The organism is Spirochaeta cellobiosiphila DSM 17781, assembly GCF_000426705.1.
GTDB lineage: Bacteria > Spirochaetota > Spirochaetia > DSM-17781 > DSM-17781 > Spirochaeta_E > Spirochaeta_E cellobiosiphila.
Map to the genome: position 1 here is coordinate 701,752 of NZ_KE384554.1, position 19,757 is coordinate 721,508.

Below are 19,757 nucleotides of genomic sequence, written 5' to 3' on the forward strand. Positions count from 1 at the left end.
GCCTACTGCCAATCTTTACACACATCTATCCATTGATTTGATTCGGAGTATGTTTCCAGTTCCTGGCAACTTAGCTCTATTGCTGAATGAGAACTTCCGCAGGCGGGAAATACCGAATCAAATCTCTTCAAGGATTTATCAAGGTATATCTCGACATCCTTTTTAACACCAAAGGGACAGACTCCCCCTATTTGATGACCTACGAGGGTTTCCACTTCTTCCGGATGAAGCATCTTAGCTTTTGCCTCAAAGAATGCTTTATATTTTTTATTGTCCACCCTGGCATCACCAGCCGCTACGATCATTATAACCCTATTATCCAATTTATAAGTAAGGGTTTTGGCAATCCGTGCCTGATCACAATTCAAAGCTTTGGCAGCCAATTCTACAGTGGCGCTTGAAACATCAAACTCTAAGATATCCTGTTCTCTATTCCATTTCGATAAGTGTTCCCGAGCATTAATTATGGACATAGTTAGTTCTCCTCTTACAGAATCATACTAAATTTTTTATTCACTAATGTCATTAGAAATATTTTGAGTATTTTTATAAACTAAGACTTGACTGTTGTACCTACATCAGTTAACTTATGTACATACAACAGTTGATAGTACAAGGATATGAAGATGGGCATACAAGAAGAGATAAAAGTCAGACGCTTTAAAAGCACACAGTCTAAAGGAATAATAAATGTTCTTTATACGGCTAACTGGTTTGTATCATTAGTAAATCAGGCTTTAAAGCCAATGGATTTGTCTGAGCCGCAATTTAATATATTAAGTAGTTTGTATGAAGCGAAAGAGGAAGCGATGACAGTGTCAGAGCTTCAACAGATGATGATACAAAGATCAAGTAATGTGACCAGGATCATAGATAAATTATTATCAAGAGGCTTGGTTACTAGAAATGTATGTCCGGAAAATAGACGCAAGGTGGATATTACCATCACAAATGAAGGAAAGGATATCTATAAGAAATCCAGAAAACTAGTCTGGAAAATCCAAGAAGTGATTGAGAATAATATAGATGAGAGTGAAGCAGAATTATTATCAACAACACTCGATAAGATAAGAGAAAATCAATAAGCCCTTTAGGGTGATGAAATATAAAGAATATAGGGCGATAGCCAAGAGGAGTAATATAATGGCAAAGAATGTCAAAGTAATTTTAGGTAGTGTTAGAACAAACCGTGCAGGTAAAGCGGTGGCAGATTATGTAATGAGTCAGTTAGGTTCCTATTCTGGTGAATTGGAATTCGATTTCATAGATCTTAAAGATGTAAATCTTCCATTCATGGATGAACCAGTTCCCCCAATGATGGCTGATGGTTATACAGAAGATCATACAAAAGCATGGAGTAAAACCATTGCCGAGGCAGATGGATTCATCTTGGTAACTCCAGAATACAATCATGGATATTCACCAGTTCTTAAAAATGCCCTGGATTACTTAATGAAAGAATGGTCAGAAAAGCCAGTAGGATTTGTCGGTTATGGTGGAAATGGTGCTGAACTTGCGATTGATCAACTTAAGCCTGTTGTAGAATTCCTCGGAATGAAACCTGTAAGTTCTCAAATTGGTGTTAACACAATCTGGGAAGCTATTGACGAAAAAGGTCAATTAAAGGCTGATTACGTAAAAGGTGATGTTAACAAATTAGCAGCAGAAATCGAATCTAATATTAAATAACATATTCTATTAAGGCCAGCTGTATAAGCTGGTCTTTAGGAGCCATACTATGAGAATGCCAGCCTTATTTGTGGGTCACGGATCCCCTATGAATGCTATAGAACATAATGTTTTTACAGAAGAATGGAAGCAATTAGGAAAAAAAATTAAACCCAAAGCCATCCTGATGATATCGGCCCATTGGTACACAAGGGGGCTCTTTGTTCAAGATGAAGAACATCCCAAAGTAATCAATGACATGTATGGATTTCCTGAAGAACTATACAATATCAACTACACCCCAAAGGGTAATGGAGAACTCACGAAACTCATACGTGAATCTTTGTCCGTACCTGTACAGATACGTAATGACTGGGGTATCGATCATGGAGCATGGTCTGTTCTGGTCCATATGTATCCTCAAAAAGACGTTCCTGTAGTACAAGTTAGTGTCAACGCCAATGCCACCCCCCAGGAACTATATCAAATGGGTAGAGAATTACGTCATCTCCGTGATAAGGGTATCTTCATCATTGGATCGGGCAACATTGTCCATAATTTAAGGTTGGTAGACTTTGGTCAGCAAGACAAGGGATATGACTGGAATTTTGCCTTTGATAACTACATAAAGGATTCTATTTTAAGCCATAAGATCGACAATATTATTGATTATCAGTCCCTGGGAAAAGCGGCTCAATTGTCCGTTCCTACCCCGGATCACCTGGATCCTCTCTTCTATGTGATGGGGGCAACAGATACTAAGGACCGCATCAATATTTTCAATGAAGCCTCCATTATGGGGTCCTTATCCATGACTAGTTATCTTTTTGAATAAGTGAAGTCTTATAATCTCTTCATCATTTCAATCAAATGTGGTGATATTGTCTTTTGATGTAAGGGGTTAATATTCATAACCCTTACGGGTTCTTTCGTATCATAACTAACATATTTTAACAGAAAACAATCAAGGTAGAAGTTATCTGTTTTCGACGAAGCTCTTTGATTGTACTTATAATCGTCAGTCAAAGGGATTCCCAGTGAGGGACACATAACGCGAATCTGGTGAAAACGGCCTGTTATTAATTCTATAAGGACATGGTATTCTTTTCTGCCTTTCTTGCTATTGATACAAGGTTCAATACCAAGAATATTCATGACTGATTTTTTACCACCACTATGAACAATCTTGGCAGATCCCTTTTCTGTTTTTAAGTGAGCAACATGGGTCCCAAGAAGGTCGTCTACCTTTACGCCCTCATTGGCTGTCACACGGGCGATATAATATTTATGGACATTCCCTTCCTGAATATTCTTATTGTGATAGGCCAAACTTTCCTTGGTCTTTGCCACCAATATAAGGCCAGAGGTTACCCTATCCAAACGATGGGGCAAGCCGTTAGCCTTGGTATATCCAGCCAGTTTTAATTGACTATATAAGGAAGCATTCTTCACATCATTAGATAACTCAGAAGCCATGCCGGAAGGTTTAAATACAACAAGCTCCTGTTGTGTTTCATACACAATAGAAAAAGAGGATCTCAACACTGGGGTTCCTATTTTAAGAACAGACTATAGGACACATTGTCATTGACTTCTGTAAAGTTATAGTCAGTAGAATCGAGGTATTTTTTCAATTCAGGTAAGTCCTTTTTATCCACCTGTATCCCCAGGAGAACTCTTCCATAATCAGCTCCATGGATTCTGTAATGGAACAAGGAGATATTCCATCTAAACCCAAGACCATTCAAAAAATCAGCTAATGCCCCTGGCCTCTCTGGGAATTCGAAGGTAAATAAGTGCTCATTTGCCATATGCTGAGCCTTACCGCCTATCATGTACCGTACATGGAGCTTAGAGATCTCATCTTCAGACAGGTCAACCACTTTATACCCCTGCGTTTCAAGCGCCTCCATGATATGTTCTCGCCCCAGTACAGGATCATCCAGTTGGACACCTGCAAAAATCATAGCCCTGTCGGGATCAGAATAGCGGTAGTTAAACTCAGTGATGTTTCTATCTTTTAAGACATTACAAAAGGTTTTAAAAGCACCTGGAGTTTCAGGTATCTGAACAGCGAAAAGGCCTTCTCTTTTTTCTCCGATCTCTGTTCTTTCAGATATATGCCGTAGACGATCAAAGTTAACATTGGCACCACTTAAGATGGCTATCATCTTCTGATTCACAAGCTTATTCTCACTTGCATACTTTTTTAAGCCTGCTAAAGCCAAAGCCCCTGCTGGTTCTGCTATGGATCTGGTATCATCATAAATGTCTTTAATGGCTGCACAAATTTCGTCTGTATTGACTGTTATGGTGCCATCCACATTATCCTTAATGAGCCTGAAGGTCTCTTCCCCTACTTGTTTTACTGCAACCCCATCTGCAAAGATTCCCACATGGTCGAGTACAATCCTTTCCTTAGCCTTAAAAGCTTCAGTGAGACAGGCGGAATCTTCCGACTCCACTCCAATGATCTTTATCCCGGGATTGATGAATTTTATGTAAGTAGCAATACCTGCTAATAATCCCCCACCCCCCACTGGGACAAAAATGTAATCAAGGGAAGAGACTTGACGGGTGATCTCTAATCCTACCGTACCTTGTCCTGCAATAACATCAGGATCATCATAGGGATGAATAAAAGTATAACCATGCTCTCTCTGTAACTCCCGAGCATGCTCATAGGCGGCATTAAAATTATCTCCGAACAAGACAACCTCTCCCCCAAAGGATCTTACAGAACGAACTTTTATTTCTGGAGTGGTAATGGGCATGACAATAACTGATTTAATACCAATATTGCGCGCTGCCAGAGCGACTCCCTGGGCATGGTTACCTGCAGACGCAGCGATAACACCAGATTTTTTTTCTACTTCACTTAATTGAATGATTTTATTATAGGCTCCCCGTATTTTAAAGGAAAAGACAGGTTGTAAATCTTCACGCTTAAGAAGAATTTCATTGTTTATACGCTCAGACAAGAACTTAGCTTTACTTATGGGTGTTTGAATGGCCACATCATAAACAAAGGCACTAAGAATCTTCTTTATGTAGTTAATATTCATTGAGACATTATTGTTAAAAAATAAGAAATACACAAGGGATCACCTAAGACGGTAAAGAGGCTTTTACCATATAAGAGCGCCCCTAAATATTCTCGAAAGGCCCTTTCAATTTTTTTTACTGGTCCTTTAAAAAATCTCGAAAGGGCCTTTCGAGATTTAGTTCTATGAGGACTTTTCGTTAATAGGCATAGTAAGACCGTAGAAAGAAGATAAAAAAAGGGCTGCCACTGGTATTACTACAGTTACAGCCCCTTCTTATGGAACAAGAACGGATATTATTTACTTAATCCATCAATGATTTGTTTTGTATTGAATCTTAAGAAATCAAGATAGTTATCAGCATCGCCACCTTCTTCTGTTAGAGACCCAGTAAGAAGTTCTTTTATATCAACGGTATAACTTAACTCGTTCTTTAAAGTCGTTGTTAGATCCTTAACACTGTCAGATGAAGTATTACCTAAATACAAGGCAGACACTTTGTGCTCTTCCATGATATTCACAAGATCTTTTAAATCTTTTGCAGAAGACTCAGAATTATCTGAGAAGCTGCTCACAACAGTACCAATAACACTCAGATGGTATCTAGTGGCATAGTATCCAAAGGCATCATGATCTGTAATCAATACACGATCAGCTTCTGGGATGGCACTGTAGGCATCCTGAATTTCTTTATCTACTGCATATAGTTTTTCAATATAAGCATCTGCATTAGCAGCGTAGTAATCGGAATTGGCAGGATCTAATTCACTCATAGTCTTTTCAACATTTTGAACCCATACAATAACATTGATAGGACTCATCCATACGTGTGGATCCCCTTCTGCATGGTGATGGTGATGCTCTTCTTCATGATGCTCATGTTCGTCTTCATCATGATCTTCACCTTCATCATGGTGATCATGTTCATCTTCATCATGGTCTTCAAAATCTGTATTAATATCAACGCCGTCAGATAAGGACATAACATTAGCACTAACATTCTCTAAAGATTCAAGCAAACTTTCTTCAAGCCCTACGCCACTAACAAAGACAACATCAGCAGACTCAACAGCAGCCATATCTTTTGGAGTTGGTTCATAGCTATGAGGGTTAGCCCCTCGTTTCATTAGAATAGTAAGTTCTACTTTATCACCAACGACCTGTGATACAACATCACCTGCAATACTTGTTGTTGTAACAACAGATATATTACCAGACTGTTCCTTAGCTCCCCCTGCGAAGCTAAAGAAAACCATCATAGTCATCAGAATAAAAGATAAGAATATTCTTTTCACCTTAATACCTCTTGGAATAATTATTAACACGAATATAAGGCGCTCCGAATCAATGGTCAATACATTTTTGCAAATTATTCGCATATTTATTTTGGGGATTAACATTGCCTTATTATCATTCCCTCAGTAATATCATTCTTATGGAACAGGAAACTTGGTTACATAAACACATAACTCTTCATAGCTATGATAATCGCAAGGAAGATCTAGTATCAGCTTGGTCTCATGCTATTGGTATGGTCTTTGGATTAGTTGCTTTAATTCTTTTAGCTAAAAAAGGTTATCATACTGGCGATACAGGTACCGCCTTAGGCTATATTCTGTATGGATTCACTATTATTATCCTATTCACGAGCTCGACTCTCTATCATTTTTTTGAACCTAGTGATCGAAAGCGTTTGATGCGTATATTTGATCATATGTCTATCTACTTGATGATAGCAGGTACTTATACTCCTATTACAATCGCTATGGGAGGTGTCTGGGGTTGGAGTATATTTGCCACTATCTGGACGTTAGCTTTTTTGGGAATGATCCTTAAAATATTATTCTGGGGAAAATTCGGGATTTTTCATGTGCTCTTTTATATTGCCATGGGATGGCTTGTCGTTATCGGCTGGAATCAAGTAGCTTCCCATGTACATCCACGGTTTTTAACCTATGCTATGGCTGGTGGTATCACTTATACTTTGGGAACGATAGTATATGCTATGAAAAAGATACCCTACTATCATGGGATTTGGCATCTCTTTGTTTTAGGAGGAAATATTTGTTTCTTCCTTGGGATTTACTACTACATTTAATCACAATTAAGGGATAGAGCTGAGTTAATTCTCTCGAGGAATTAACTCAGTTATTATAGATCTTACCTTATAAGCTCTTAATACGTATTTCGTTTTCTCCCAGCTCTTCAGGTTTTTTATTTTTGGTGAAATTTTCAACAATAATACTATCTACTCCAATACCAAAATCTATTAACTGCTGTCTCATCGCATCAATAAAGCTCACAGAACCACAGATATAGAACAAGGCATCTGGTTTTTCAGTAGCTGCTTTTTTAAGGGTATCAGGAACGTCAGGACGTTTGATTCTCTTGATAGGAAAACCATAATCATCAAGCTCTTGTGTATACATGTAACCTTTACCCACATAGATTAACTCTTGTTGGATATCAAGTTTTTCTTGTTCTGCCTGACGAATGAGAGACCTAATGGGCGTAATACCTATACCTCCCGCTATGTACACAACTTTGGAACGAAGCTTTTCCATATCTAATAAGAAATCACCACCGAATTTAAAGATCTTAGTCCTATCCCCGACTTTGGCATTTCTGAATTGAAGCTTATAGGGACTTTGGGAAGATAAATCCATACTAAAAACAATTTCATTGTCTTTAGGTGTAGAAGCTATAGACATATGTCTAACGAAGGCTCTCTCGATCTCTACATTAGGAGCTACCAAGTGGGTATGGTGACCTGCTTTAAAAGGAATTGATTCATTAGACTTGAAGTAATAGCTATACACTTCATCGTATTCATTTACTATTTTTATCAATTCTACTTCATACATTTTAGGTGCGGGTCTATTTAAAAGTGTAGACATCATTACTCTCCTTAAACACTAATATTACCAATTTAGTCTATTATTATTTTAATATATTAAATTTTAAAGGGCTTGTAGTGAATTTTATTAAATAAAATGGCATCAGCTACTTTGCAAGCTTAAAGCAGCTGATACCTAAAAAGGATACTTACAAAAAAGTTTGTGAAATGTGACGTTTCAAAACCTATGCTTGCTTTACTCTTATTTAATTAACCTATGTTAACAATAATTAAACATTATAGCAATTGTCAACAATTACTCCCGTTTTTTTTTGACGAACTTTGTTATGCATTCAGGAATCTCTTATTAATTCCTACACTTATATAGGAGATAATAAAAAAGCTGGTTAGGATTAAGACAATTAATGCTCCCGCAGGAAGGTCAAAATAGTAACTTCCATAAAAACCGGTAACAATAGCCAGAATAGCCAGTATGATACTAATGATAATAATTTTATGTAGTTCCTTTACCCACAAGGAAGAGGTAGCTGCTGGAGTAACTAACAATGCCATTACAAGGACAACACCCACTGTTTGAGTAGCAATAACCGTTGTGGACGCTATTAGTATTAGTAAGCCATAAGTCAGAAGCTGGGGAGAAATACCTATAGCGATGGCATGAGCAGAGTCAAAACTAGTCACAAGAAGCTCTTTAAAGAATAAAATAACGGCTAACACTACAATAATAGCTATAACAGAAATAATAATTAGATCGATCTTATTAACTCCCAGGATATTACCAAAAAGGATATGAGATAAATCCTGAAAGCTTGCAATCTTGCTGATTAAAAGTATTCCCAAGGCAAAAGCACCGGCAAAAATCACACCAATAGCAGTATCATCCTTAAAGGAATCCTTTGAAGTAAGATTACCAATGGCTAATACGGTGATATAGGCCGCTATCAAAGCGCCAACCAAGATGTGAACACCTAACATCACTGATAGGACTATTCCAGGAAGAACAGCATGAGCTAGTGCATCTCCAATAAAGGCCATTCCCCTCCAGACAATAAAAGCACTAAGCACACCGCAGGCTAAAGCTACAATTAACCCGGCTCCTAAACCTCTTAGAAAAAATCCATAACTAAGTGGTTCCATTATCCATTCAACCATGGTGTTAACTCCTTTTGTTTGTGAAACTCAAACCCATAGGCTTTTGCAATATTCTGAGGAGTGAGTACTTCTTTAACAGGACCATCAGCAATAATGGTCTTATCCAAAAAGAGAGCTCTAGAAAAGTGAACTGTTAAAATCCCTAAATCATGAGTACTGATGAGCACAGCTTTACCATTTTGGCATAATTTTTCTATGGTATGAAACATTAGCTCCTGGGTGGCGATGTCCACATGATTAAGTGGTTCATCCATGAGAAGAAGATCCGCATCATGAGCTAAGGTTCTAGCCAGCATAACTCTCTGTTGCTGACCTCCTGACAACTCCCCTACCTGACGTTCTGCCAGATCGAGGATTTCCATTGTTTTAAGGGCCTCACTAACGATTTCTTTGTCACGCTTATTAGGCCTTTTCAACCAGCCTAAATGAACATAACGACCCATAGTCACAACTTGGCGTACCGTAACAGGAAAACTCCAATCAACAGAACTTTTTTGAGGGACCATCGCGACACGATGCTTGCAGGTATGTGCTTTGTGACCAAAGATATTAATGTCCCCTTTTTGAACAGCCTCTAAACCGATAATCAGCTTCATCAAGGTAGATTTTCCTGCTCCATTGGGTCCTACAAGAGCTACTTTCTCACCAGGTAATATGGAAAAATTAACATCATCAAGAACCGTTTTACCTTTGTCATACTGATAATTCACTTTTGATACATTTAAGGCAGGGCGATGAGGAACGGGAGGATGGTCACAGGTTTTCCCGTAACATAACAAACTATTATCCATGGAGTTGGCACTCCTTACAGTAACCTTTTAAAGTCAGATAATGTTCTGTTACCTGAAAACCAGATTCTTTTTGAATTTCACCTAGAACCTCTGTTCCAATACAATGGGAGAAGGGAAAAAATTGATGGCATCCTTCACAATGCATATAATGATGATGACTGCTCTTACCAGACACATTATAGTAACGTTCTACGCCCCTATCATCACAATCAAAAACAAAGGATGTAATCATGTTATTCTCTTCAAGATACTTCAATCCTCTGTAAACAGTAGCTTGATCTACTATGCCCTGTGTCTGATCAACAACTTGTTGAGCATTCAAGGGAGTACTAGAAGCACTTATAATGTCTAATAACATTTGTCGTTTTCTTGTCATAATGGATGAAATATAACCATTTCATATATCATTATCAAGCTTTACAAGCCCGTTTTTGCAAACTATTCGCATCACTAAAACAACACAAAGAGCAATTTTCAACCATTATGTATCACTACAAACATCAACCTACATTATTGTATTATTTAAAAAACTGATAGAGAAGGAAGAATCTATTTATAGTTATATATTAAAAGGATTTATTAACTATCACCCAATCTTGGCACATGATTTGTAATAGTAATTATGAACAAGGTGATAAAGGAGGCCGATCATGGAGCCACCCTATTGTAGAGAAAATTATTCTTGATATAAAGGAGGTTAGAAGTAAGTCATTATCTGTTTTCGAGTTTTTTACACCTAAGTTCAATGTCATTGAATAAAAACCAGTCGTTAGGGCTGGAAAGAATAGAGCGGCAGCGGGGATATCTAAATATTCAGGATATCTACTGTCGCTTATTTTTTACTATGCAATACTTTAAGAATCGTGTAGCCTCTATTTATGGTTGAAAAAAGTAGGATTAACAAAAGCATATCAATATTATGGAAAGGCCTATTAACAGGTTTAATACTCCAATTTTCTATAGGACCTGTATTTCTGTTGCTTCTTAACATAACAATAAGTAATGGTTTTATATTTGGTTTAGCAGGGATAGTCGCAGCGACAATCGTAGATTATCTATTTATAACCGCAGCTATCTTAGGATTGGGTCGCTTATTAAATACAAAAAGAGGACAATTGGTATTAGGAACTATAGGTTCTGCTATACTCATTATCTTTGGAATCTACTTTTTTGTTGGTACTATGAATACCCCTCTCTCTGAAGATCAAAACTTAATGAAAATGACTTCCTTGATTCAGCCCTTTATCACAACCTTTGTTCTGACCATTTCCAGTCCCTTGACTATTGTCTTTTGGACAGCTGTGTTTGCTACCAAAGCTGTAGAGCTACAATTAAGCAAAAATGAGCTTGTTGTGTTTGGTATTGGAGCTGGGGGGGCTACTTTTTTATTCTTATCTATAGTTTTATTTTTTCTTGGCCAATTTATTCCAATGGGGATTGTTCCTTTTCTTAATATAGGTGTAAGTTTGCTCCTGATCTTCTATGGACTTTCGAGGCTATATAAGATCATCAAAAATTATATTGTTACAAATAAGAAGGGAGAATGACCATTGCTATCTTTTCAAGATATCCCCAGTTTACATGTCTACCTAAAAAGATTTGTCTATATCATATTAGGTGGTTTAGTTTCAGCTACTGCACTTAATGTTTTCCTTATCCCCCATCACTTCCTATCAGGAGGTTTAAGCGGAATAGCCCTCATAGGAAATTATTTATGGGACTTTTCCCCGGCACTTATCTTAATCCTTCTCAATATCCCCATATTCTTATTAGGTTTTTTGTATATTGATATGCCCTTTGCCTTATCTAGTTTAATTGGTCTTTTCTCCTACACCCTATTTCTCCATCTTACAAAGGACTTACAAGGATGGCTCTTTGTTCCAGATGATATACTCGCAGCCATTGTGGGAGGAGCCCTTAATGGTGTAGGAATGGGATTGGTCTTAAGAAATAGAGCCAGCTTTGGTGGAACAGATATTATAGGAGCTATTGCCAAACGAAAACTGTCCATAAACCTGGGGACAACACTTTTCTTCTTTAATCTTATTATAATTATTAGCAGCTGTTTTATCTTTGAAGCCTATAAAGGTTTATACTCCTTGATAGGTGTTTTCATTGGGTCCTCAGTGATCGACAGAATGATGAAGGGATTTGAAACCCGTTTATCTCTCTTTATTGTCTCTGAAAAATGGGAAGATATCGCGGACTTTCTTACTGTAAGGCTAGGAAGAGGAGCGACTCTTCTTAAAGGAGAAGGGGCGTATAAGAGGAAAGAAACTCGTGTCATCTATTCTGTTATCCCAGGTTTGCGATTGGCCAAGATCAAAGACGGCATTTATGATATTGACCCCGAAGCTTTCGTCACAGTAGCCCCTTCAACGGAGATAATGGGATATTGGAATAAAGGTCTGCGTCATAGATATAAGTGGGTATATGAAAAGAACGAATAAGGCAGTATAATATTATCAATAGGTAAAGTCGTATGGATAATTATTATCAAATATTAGGAATTCCTTATGGTTCAACAAAGGACCAAATACAAAGGGCTTTTAAAAAATTAGCCTTACAATATCATCCTGACACAAGTGACAAAGACTATGATAAAAGTCGTTATTTATTGATCTCCGAAGCTTATGAAGTCCTTTCTGATGCTCAACAAAAGAAACAATATGACTATCTCCTTCGTAACCAGAAGCAAGCAATTCCTGTTAAGGAGTTGGATAATCAAATTAGATACGACCAACTCATGAATGTCTATCTGTGGGATATGGAAGATATACTCCATAATCTTAGTGCGAATCAATTGATATGGAAGTTTAAAGGAAAAACCCTTGGACAAAAATTTGTTGAAATGCTTTTCTTTTTAGATCTATGGATCTTATCACCTGTGACCTTCAGAGACCCTTTTCCCAACACTCATCCCAGTAAAATGGCCTTAGAAAGTTACTTCTATGATCTACGTAGACGTATAGATAAAAAGTTGAGACAGATGAGTGATAAACAATTAATGGAATACATTCCCTATTGGCAACGGTCTTATCAGGAATGTTTCTTTGAAGCCTGCCGTCATTCAGCCCACTATCTGTATTATTTGAGTAATTGGTTAAAGGGAGAACTCATCGAGTTTCCGGATTTTACTTTTAAAGACCAAATTCTAGCTATTAAATCTCAATAATAAGCCGTTGGCTGAGAAACCAACGGCTCTCATCATTAACCAAAAGGTTTTGTTTCTTCAACCAATTGAAATTTAAGATTATCTAACTTCAGACCTGTGACTCCAAAATACAGCTTAATAAAGTGATTAGGTCCAAACAAATGCCCAATATGATGTACGGCTTCCTTCCACTCACCTTGAGTCCCATTAAGACTAATAGTTCCTTTATTGACATTATCAATGTACAGACTTATAGGTAATTGAGCTAATTCGGTCAAATCTGACTTATATCTAACTACCAGATCATAGGTACCATTAATGGCTAAACAAATACCAAACAGTTCATGCTGCCCCTTGTTTGTTGATATTACAGAAGCATCGACGATCAATTCAGGACCTTCACCATAGTGATATTCTAAAGAGGAAGGATCAAATTCATCATCTTCTTCGCTATTAAGACCTTCTAATTCTTCCTTGGAAATAGCATTTGTATAGTGAAGCATAGACAAGGAATTAAGGATAAATCCAAGGATGTTTCTAGCATTTCTCTGAAGCTCAGATCGTGTAATAACTCCTTCCTCAAGCATACTGATCGTATTGTCACCACCGGAATTAGACTCAGCATCATTGACGCACATATATAAATCATTTTGAGCTCTCACCATGGCGGCACTATTGGAGCGGGAAGCCGGTTCACCTTCAAAGTTCAAAGCCGCCCACCAATCTGTCATGACAATGCCCTTAAAACCCCATTCTTTTCTGAGAATTTGCGTACATAAATCATAGTTACTAGCTGTCCAGATACCATTGACAGGTCCATAGGAAGTCATAACAGAACGGGCCTGCCCTTCCCTGACAGCGATTTCAAATCCCTTAAGGTAAATCTCACGTAAAGCTCTTTCTGATACCACAGAATCAGCTGTTTGTCGGCCTGCTTCCTGATTATTAGCGACAAAGTGCTTAATGGTACCAGTCACTTGAGACTTATGAAGACCTCTTAATTCAGCAGAGGCTAAGCGCCCTGTTAGCAGAGGATCTTCAGAGAAATACTCAAAGTTACGACCATTTAATACATGACGATGAATATTCAATCCAGGACCTAAGATAGTATCAATTTTATTTCTACGTAATTCCTTACCTAGCATTTCAAATAATTCTTCTAAGAGTCGTTCATTAAAGGTACAACCTATAAGGGTTCCATTAGGCAAACTAAAGGCTTTCGTCCCACAATCCATTCGGATACCGGAAGGTCCATCTGCCGTACAGGCAACAGGAATTCCCTTTTCCCGCAATCCCTTAGTGAGACCACCAAAAGCACTGGCCACTCCGGGAGTGGCTTTGGGGCTGCACATCCCTTCTCCTCTCACAAGACAAGCTAAATCCTCATCACTGAGTTGCTGAATGAATTGATCCAATCCAATTTTATGATTCAGTACATCGGTTAAGCTGTTGTTTTTATTACCCAGGTACTCCAGTTCCTCTGGTCTTTGAGAAGAAATACGCTCATCAAGATTAACCTTTCTTAAGGGGGTTGCTTCTTTAACAGGAGTAAGGACGCCATTCTTACTTATTGCTTTAAGTCTATCAAAAGCAACAACAGGGGCACAGGCTTCTTCCCATTGTTCAACAACCGTATAAGGACTCGTCCATTCTCCTATTAATTCTGTTGCCCGGATATGAGAGCCTACATAAAAGCGGTACCTGCCTTCTTCGAGAACATAGGCTGAGGTCTTCTCATCATAGGAAGCAAAACGATCAAAGGGAATAGAAAACTCCATATCAACAGATCCATTGACAGGAATGATTTCTGTTTTACCAAAATCGACCAGGACCTTGGCTGGTTTACCTAAACGTCCCTGAGGAGCTTCACAATAAATTTGAACAACCTCTTTGGAAGGAGCCTCCCCGATATTATGAACTTTGCACTTTGCAAGGACAGTTTTTTGATTCACATCAAAAGAAAAATCGTTTATGGAAAAATCTGTATATGATAAGCCATACCCAAAAGGATAGCGAATCACATCTTTATCGAATGTTTCATAATACCGATACCCTACATAGATATCTTCTTCGTAGATATTTCTTTCCAGGCTACCAAAGTTATTGTGAGCCGGATTATCTTCTACTTCTTTGGTAATGGACATGCTGAGCCGGCCAGAGGGAGAGACCCTTCCTGATAGGATATCAGCGACGCCATATCCCCCTTCTTGACCACCTTGCCACACATAGAGAACCCCTTTGGGATGGTATTTGTCTACCCATGACATATCTATCACATTACCTGTGTTAAGAAGGATGATGGTTTGAGTAAAATGTTTGTGCACCTTATCTAACATGTCCAATTCCACATCAGTTAAGCGATAACTTCCCGGTTCATTCTTAGTGTCCTGATCTTCTCCACCAGTTCTGCCAATGACAATTATGGCCACATCAGATTGTTCCCTTGCTTCTTTCACAAGCGCATCACTAAGGGGCATCTCCTTTTGAGACCAGGGAACTTTCCCCCAACCTTCTCCTTCATCAAAAGGATTCTCTTCAATCCATTGGCTATAATGGTCCATCAATTGTTGATTTATGATAAGGTCCGTTTCTTTTTCTAAAGCTTCTTTTATACCAATAGTGTAGCGAGTATTAACTAGCCCACCAGAACCCAAACCTGATTTGTAGTAATGAAAAACACTCCGTCCAAAGATAGACAGTCGTGTCTGTTTTTTGAGAGGCAATATGTTATCTTCATTGTTTAATAAGACAATCCCCTCAGCAATTATTTCACGAGCTAATTCAGCATATTTATCAAGATCTAAATAATAGGGATTCAAGAGAGTCCTCCATAGTTATTCATTTGTTGTTATCATCAACTATTGTAATGATTTTATGATATTAGTGAAGAGATTCTTTCGTATTTATTGATAAATATTAAACATTGCCCCGTCTTAAACGCTCTGCCAAAAGGATTAATTGCCGGAGCTCTTGAGAATTTCTGGCTCTTAACCAATTGGTGGTAAAACCTTCATTCTGAACAATCTGGGCAATAGCCATTAATGCCTGAAGATGGAAATTCCGTTCATTTTCAGAGCCTGCTAAAGCAAAAACCATATGAACAGGTTCGGCACCTTCATCGAAGAGAATACCTTTAATAGAACGGAGAACTACGATTTCAAACTCATTTTCTCCCGGGAGGATGATATGAGGTATTGCCAAACCTTTAGTAATCATTGTAGTCGATTGCCCTTCTCTCGCAAGAAAAAGCTCTTTAATTTTATCCTCTCCCATATTGTGCTTTTCTGCCAGAGCTAAGGATAAGGTATTAAACATCTCATCTTTGGACATAAAGTCCCCATAATCGATGACTTTTGCTTCATGTATCAACTCATCAAAACGGTCTTCCACAATACCATCTCTTTCACGAAGGATCCCCATTAATTCCTTTGACAAAGACTCTGTTTGCAACTCCTGACTACTGGCCATCTCAACCATATGAATAATAGCTGAGTCTTTGGCTGATCTGGACTTGGAATATAGGAAATACCAGACCAGTGTAACCACAAGAAAAGCTCCCGTTATAAGGAGAGGGATGAGTCCCATGGCCAATATAAGCAGACTATAGATAATAATTCCCAGAATAGGGACCAAAGGATAAAGGGGAATCTTGAATAAAGGTCTATATGAAGGAAGTTTGCTTTCACGCATAACTATGACAGCAATACAACCGAATAAGAAGAGAAGTAGCATCATCGTTGAGGCTGCTTTTACTAATTTTTCCATATCCAGACCTACAATCAGAAGTATCATAAAGACTCCTGTAGTAATAATGCTAACAACAGGAGTTTGATACTTAATGGATATTCGCCCAAAGACACCTGGAATGAGGTGATCTTCTGACATAGCTAAAGGACTTCTCGATGCAGACATAAGACCAGCATTAGCTGTAGTAATAAAAGCCATCATTGCGGCTATTGATAGAATGATCCATCCTGGCTTTCCCAAGAAAACGGCCGCACCATCACTCAATGGAGTAAGGGAGGAACTTAAAACATTTGACTTCATAACACCGACAGTGACGAATACAGATAGAACATATAATGTAGACACAACAATATAGGAGGAGAACATCCCGAGGGGAATATTCCTGCCCGGATCCTTAATCTCTTCAGCAATGGCGGCAACCTTTGTTAAGCCTCCATAGGAAATAAATATCAAACCTGCAGTCTGCCAAAAACTAAAGATAGGCCCCTTAGTGAAAGGGACAAAATTATGTACATCTATCTTTGGTAATCCGCCTATTAGATAGATACCAATAATTATCAATAATCCAATAACAAAATAAACTTGAAACCGTCCTGAATGCTTAACACTGAATATATTGATCAAAATAAAGACTATTGTAAAAATAACGGCAATGATCTTAACCCCATAAGAACCTAGTCCTGGTAATAATGGTTCAAGAAAAACACCTATCCCCACTAAAGCAAAGGCACTTTTCAAACCTATAGATAACCAGGTAGATAAACCTGCAAAAGTACCAAACAAAGGACCTAAACTCCTTTGGATATAAAAGTAGTCTCCACCTGATTTGGGCATAGCCGTTGCTAATTCTGCTTTAGTAACTAAGGCAGGGAGAATAAAAAAGGCGGCTGCCAAATAAGCAAGAAAAACAGAAGGTCCAGCTTTACTATAAGCCATGGCAGGTAGGACAAAGAGCCCAGAAGAGATCATCGACCCTGAGGCTATAGCAAAAACTTCTAATGCACCTAATTCACGTTTGAGTTTCAATATGGTCTCCTATCATCCCTTTAAATATGGAATAATATGATCAATCTGTCAAAAAATACCTGTTCTATAAACGGCTTATATTTATTATAAAGACATCATGGTTATATATCTATTAGGCAACTATGGAAAAGAATTTGATAACACAAGACATAATGTGGCAAAACAAATCAAGGATTTTCTTCCCTTAAATACAGAATGGGAAAACAAATTCTCAGCTCAATATCAGAAGATTATTCATAAGGGGACCCCTCATTGGCTTATAGAATCCAAGGGGTATATGAATTTATCCGGAGAACCGATTCAAAAGTTCCTTGCTTTTTACAAAATAGAACCTCAAGAACTATTGGTCGTACACGATGATCTAGAATTGTCACTCGGTCAATGCCGCTATCAAATAGGGGGAGGATTGGCAGGACATAAGGGACTGCGTTCTATAAAACAGATGTTAGGAACCAATCAATTCAATAGGATGCGGATAGGAATTGGAAGACCACAACATGGGAGTGTATCTTCTTATGTATTAGGAAAATTCACAGAAGAGGAGCAAATCACTTTATCCCAGTGTCTACCAAGCTGTACTACAACAGTTCTAAGTAAGCTTTAGACTCTAAGGCTTATACTTTTTGAAGTGTACCTAATTCTTTGGGGAATAGCCTTTTCTGCTTCATAAACCAGTAAACCAAAGACATCATGAGTGAGAAAAGACTTTGTAATACGAAAACATCGTATCTGCCCCCATGGATTTTGATAAACTATTTGAACACAGCTTTTAGTGATGAATAGCAAATGAGAATCACATATCTCAATCTCAAAGATATCATCCCAGGGAATAAAATGGCCCCAGTTATGAAAAAACACAGGCTTGATACCTTCTTCATTAATAGTCAAATCACTTAATACAAGAAAAGCATATCGTCCAATGATGAGTAAACCAGACCCCATTAAGAGAGAAAAGAGAAGATGATCATACATATTTTTCTGATAAGGAGCGAAGGAAAAGAGCACGGCCAAAAGAACCAGTATCCCCCCGATGGTTAATCGGTTTTTTACATCCCTATTCATAGGAACCTCCCTCTTAGAATTATAGATGATAAAAACCAATAGGGCAAAAAAAACGAGACGTCCCTGCCTCCCATCTCTTCTCTAAGAATTTATGATGGGAGGTAACGTCTCACATTACAATAAGAATATACCCCATGCTTTGGAAAAAAGCAAACAATTCTGGACATTTATTAGTTAAATTTCAGTAAATTTCTTAATTATTCACTAATTTACCTAATAATTGGCAGGCTTTTTTAGCAGTTTGTCCCAGAACGACGTGATCAGAAGAGATTAGAGCCTCTATTAAAGGGAGAAGATCAGTGCGTTTCTGGTTCACAGCAGCAATACAGCCATTCCTCTGTAACTGTGGTAGACCTGCTCTCATAATAGGAGATCCTCCATATTTCAAGAACTCATCACGATCCATCTTAAAAAGTTTATCCAGAGGGAATGATGGTCCCGCTTTCCATGTTAAAAAATCTTCAACCTCAGTAGGACGGGCTCGCAGATTATGAGGACAGCAAGTCTGACATAAATCACAACCAAATATCCAGCTTCCCATAAGGGGCCATAAGGAATCGTCAATATAGCCGGAGTATTCAATGGTCAAATAGCTAATACACAAGTTACTATTCATTACCCCTTCTTTGGATAAGGCCCCTGTGGGACAGGATTGAATACAACGGAAACAACCCGAAGGACAACTTCCATGATCACCAACAGGTTTAGATGTTTCAATTTCTATGGTTGATAGGATTTCCCCAATAAAAAAATAACTCCCCAGGGATCGGGATATTAATAAGGTATGACGACCTACATAACCCAAATTAGCTTTAGCAGCATAATAACGTTCATCAAGAGGTCCTGAATCAGTGAATTTCCTAAAACTTTCTCCAGGATACTCAAGGCCCAGTTCTTTCACTAACTTTGTTAAGGCTTTACCTAGCACCTTATGATAATCTCTGCCCCATGCGTATAAAGCAACCTTACCTTCCCCTTCTACAATAGGTTGAGGCTTTTGATAATAATTGAGTCCTACGAAGAAAAGGCTTTTAGCCCCTTCCAGGATATTCTGGGGATGGTATTTCATAGAGGCATGTTGAGCTAGATAAGCCATATCACCATGATACCCTTTCTGAATCCACTGCTTATACAGTTCTTCTTTATCACCATCAGGATCTGCTGGAATCGCACCCATATACTCTAATCCCAGGGCATTGGCTTTTTTCTTAATGATTTCAAAATCTATACGATTTACCATAAAGGTATCCTTATTC

The 19,757-nt window shown here is 38.1% G+C and carries 20 protein-coding genes; 8 read left to right on the forward strand and 12 right to left on the reverse strand.

Going from position 1 to position 19,757, the window contains the following annotated elements:
* Positions 1–2 precede the first annotated feature (2 nt).
* Complete coding sequence (locus tag K345_RS0110075; RefSeq protein ID WP_028974046.1) at positions 3–473, reverse strand: YbaK/EbsC family protein; 471 nt, start codon at positions 471–473, stop codon at positions 3–5.
* Positions 474–626: 153 nt separating this feature from the next.
* Here K345_RS0110075 and K345_RS0110080 point away from each other — a divergent pair, with 153 nt between their 5' ends.
* Genes K345_RS0110080 through ygiD form a run of 3 tightly spaced genes read left to right on the forward strand, consistent with a single transcriptional unit; the run spans position 627 to position 2,503 of the window.
* Positions 627–1,085 (forward strand): MarR family winged helix-turn-helix transcriptional regulator, encoded by a 459-nt coding sequence (locus K345_RS0110080; protein ID WP_028974047.1) that lies wholly within the window; start codon positions 627–629, stop codon positions 1,083–1,085.
* 58 nt (positions 1,086–1,143) lie between these two features.
* Complete coding sequence (locus tag K345_RS0110085) at positions 1,144–1,689, forward strand: NADPH-dependent FMN reductase (RefSeq protein ID WP_028974048.1); 546 nt, start codon at positions 1,144–1,146, stop codon at positions 1,687–1,689.
* Positions 1,690–1,738: 49 nt separating this feature from the next.
* A complete protein-coding gene (gene ygiD, locus K345_RS0110090; RefSeq protein ID WP_037571732.1) occupies positions 1,739–2,503 on the forward strand; it encodes a 4,5-DOPA-extradiol-dioxygenase in 765 nt (254 codons plus the stop codon).
* Between the two features lie 8 nt (positions 2,504–2,511).
* Here ygiD and K345_RS0110095 read toward each other — a convergent pair whose 3' ends face one another.
* The 3 genes from K345_RS0110095 to K345_RS0110105 all read right to left on the reverse strand — a co-directional run bounded on the left by K345_RS0110095 (position 2,512) and on the right by K345_RS0110105 (position 6,007).
* Positions 2,512–3,210: a pseudouridine synthase gene (locus K345_RS0110095; RefSeq protein WP_169714797.1), complete on the reverse strand. Its 699-nt coding sequence runs from the start codon at positions 3,208–3,210 to the stop codon at positions 2,512–2,514.
* An 11-nt stretch (positions 3,211–3,221) separates the two neighbouring features.
* Positions 3,222–4,733 (reverse strand): threonine ammonia-lyase, biosynthetic, encoded by a 1,512-nt coding sequence (ilvA, locus tag K345_RS0110100; RefSeq protein ID WP_028974051.1) that lies wholly within the window; start codon positions 4,731–4,733, stop codon positions 3,222–3,224.
* A gap of 275 nt (positions 4,734–5,008) precedes the next feature.
* Entirely contained in the window at positions 5,009–6,007 is a 999-nt protein-coding gene (locus K345_RS0110105; protein ID WP_037571735.1) for a metal ABC transporter substrate-binding protein, read from the reverse strand.
* Positions 6,008–6,147: 140 nt separating this feature from the next.
* On the opposite strand from K345_RS0110105, the gene trhA reads away from it, so the two are divergent.
* Positions 6,148–6,810 (forward strand): PAQR family membrane homeostasis protein TrhA, encoded by a 663-nt coding sequence (gene trhA, locus K345_RS0110110; protein ID WP_028974053.1) that lies wholly within the window; start codon positions 6,148–6,150, stop codon positions 6,808–6,810.
* Positions 6,811–6,877: 67 nt separating this feature from the next.
* Here trhA and K345_RS0110115 read toward each other — a convergent pair whose 3' ends face one another.
* The 4 genes from K345_RS0110115 to K345_RS22355 form a co-directional block, all read right to left on the reverse strand.
* Positions 6,878–7,609 (reverse strand): ferredoxin--NADP reductase, encoded by a 732-nt coding sequence (locus K345_RS0110115; RefSeq protein ID WP_028974054.1) that lies wholly within the window; start codon positions 7,607–7,609, stop codon positions 6,878–6,880.
* 284 nt (positions 7,610–7,893) lie between these two features.
* Positions 7,894–8,721 (reverse strand): metal ABC transporter permease, encoded by an 828-nt coding sequence (locus K345_RS0110120; protein ID WP_028974055.1) that lies wholly within the window; start codon positions 8,719–8,721, stop codon positions 7,894–7,896.
* Positions 8,706–9,512, reverse strand: a complete 807-nt coding sequence (locus tag K345_RS0110125; RefSeq protein WP_083963717.1) for a metal ABC transporter ATP-binding protein — start codon at positions 9,510–9,512, stop codon at positions 8,706–8,708. The genes K345_RS0110120 and K345_RS0110125 overlap by 16 nt, the downstream gene beginning before the upstream one ends.
* A complete protein-coding gene (locus tag K345_RS22355) occupies positions 9,505–9,888 on the reverse strand; it encodes a Fur family transcriptional regulator (RefSeq protein ID WP_083963718.1) in 384 nt (127 codons plus the stop codon). The genes K345_RS0110125 and K345_RS22355 overlap by 8 nt, the downstream gene beginning before the upstream one ends.
* 502 nt (positions 9,889–10,390) lie before the next feature.
* On the opposite strand from K345_RS22355, the gene K345_RS0110140 reads away from it, so the two are divergent.
* Genes K345_RS0110140 through K345_RS0110150 form a run of 3 tightly spaced genes read left to right on the forward strand, consistent with a single transcriptional unit; the run spans position 10,391 to position 12,687 of the window.
* Positions 10,391–11,059: a LysE family translocator gene (locus K345_RS0110140; RefSeq protein WP_028974057.1), complete on the forward strand. Its 669-nt coding sequence runs from the start codon at positions 10,391–10,393 to the stop codon at positions 11,057–11,059.
* 3 nt (positions 11,060–11,062) lie between these two features.
* Positions 11,063–11,962, forward strand: coding sequence for a YitT family protein (locus tag K345_RS20615; RefSeq protein WP_053228203.1), 900 nt, complete (start codon positions 11,063–11,065; stop codon positions 11,960–11,962).
* 32 nt (positions 11,963–11,994) lie between these two features.
* Entirely contained in the window at positions 11,995–12,687 is a 693-nt protein-coding gene (locus K345_RS0110150; protein WP_028974058.1) for a DnaJ domain-containing protein, read from the forward strand.
* 35 nt (positions 12,688–12,722) lie between these two features.
* Here the strand turns inward: K345_RS0110150 and K345_RS0110155 are convergent, their stop codons facing one another.
* Together K345_RS0110155 and K345_RS0110160 are read right to left on the reverse strand one after the other, a co-directional pair.
* On the reverse strand, positions 12,723–15,485 hold the full coding sequence (locus K345_RS0110155; protein ID WP_028974059.1) for a glycoside hydrolase family 3 protein: 2,763 nt from the start codon (positions 15,483–15,485) through the stop codon (positions 12,723–12,725).
* Between the two features lie 97 nt (positions 15,486–15,582).
* Positions 15,583–17,439: an amino acid permease gene (locus tag K345_RS0110160; protein ID WP_028974060.1), complete on the reverse strand. Its 1,857-nt coding sequence runs from the start codon at positions 17,437–17,439 to the stop codon at positions 15,583–15,585.
* Positions 17,440–17,536: 97 nt separating this feature from the next.
* Here K345_RS0110160 and pth point away from each other — a divergent pair, with 97 nt between their 5' ends.
* A complete protein-coding gene (pth, locus tag K345_RS20620; protein WP_037571738.1) occupies positions 17,537–18,043 on the forward strand; it encodes an aminoacyl-tRNA hydrolase in 507 nt (168 codons plus the stop codon).
* Here pth and K345_RS0110170 read toward each other — a convergent pair.
* Both K345_RS0110170 and queG read right to left on the reverse strand, forming a co-directional pair.
* Complete coding sequence (locus K345_RS0110170; protein WP_028974061.1) at positions 18,040–18,501, reverse strand: hypothetical protein; 462 nt, start codon at positions 18,499–18,501, stop codon at positions 18,040–18,042. The genes pth and K345_RS0110170 overlap by 4 nt on opposite strands.
* A gap of 193 nt (positions 18,502–18,694) precedes the next feature.
* On the reverse strand, positions 18,695–19,741 hold the full coding sequence (gene queG / locus K345_RS20625) for a tRNA epoxyqueuosine(34) reductase QueG (RefSeq protein WP_053228205.1): 1,047 nt from the start codon (positions 19,739–19,741) through the stop codon (positions 18,695–18,697).
* Positions 19,742–19,757: the final 16 nt, after the last annotated feature.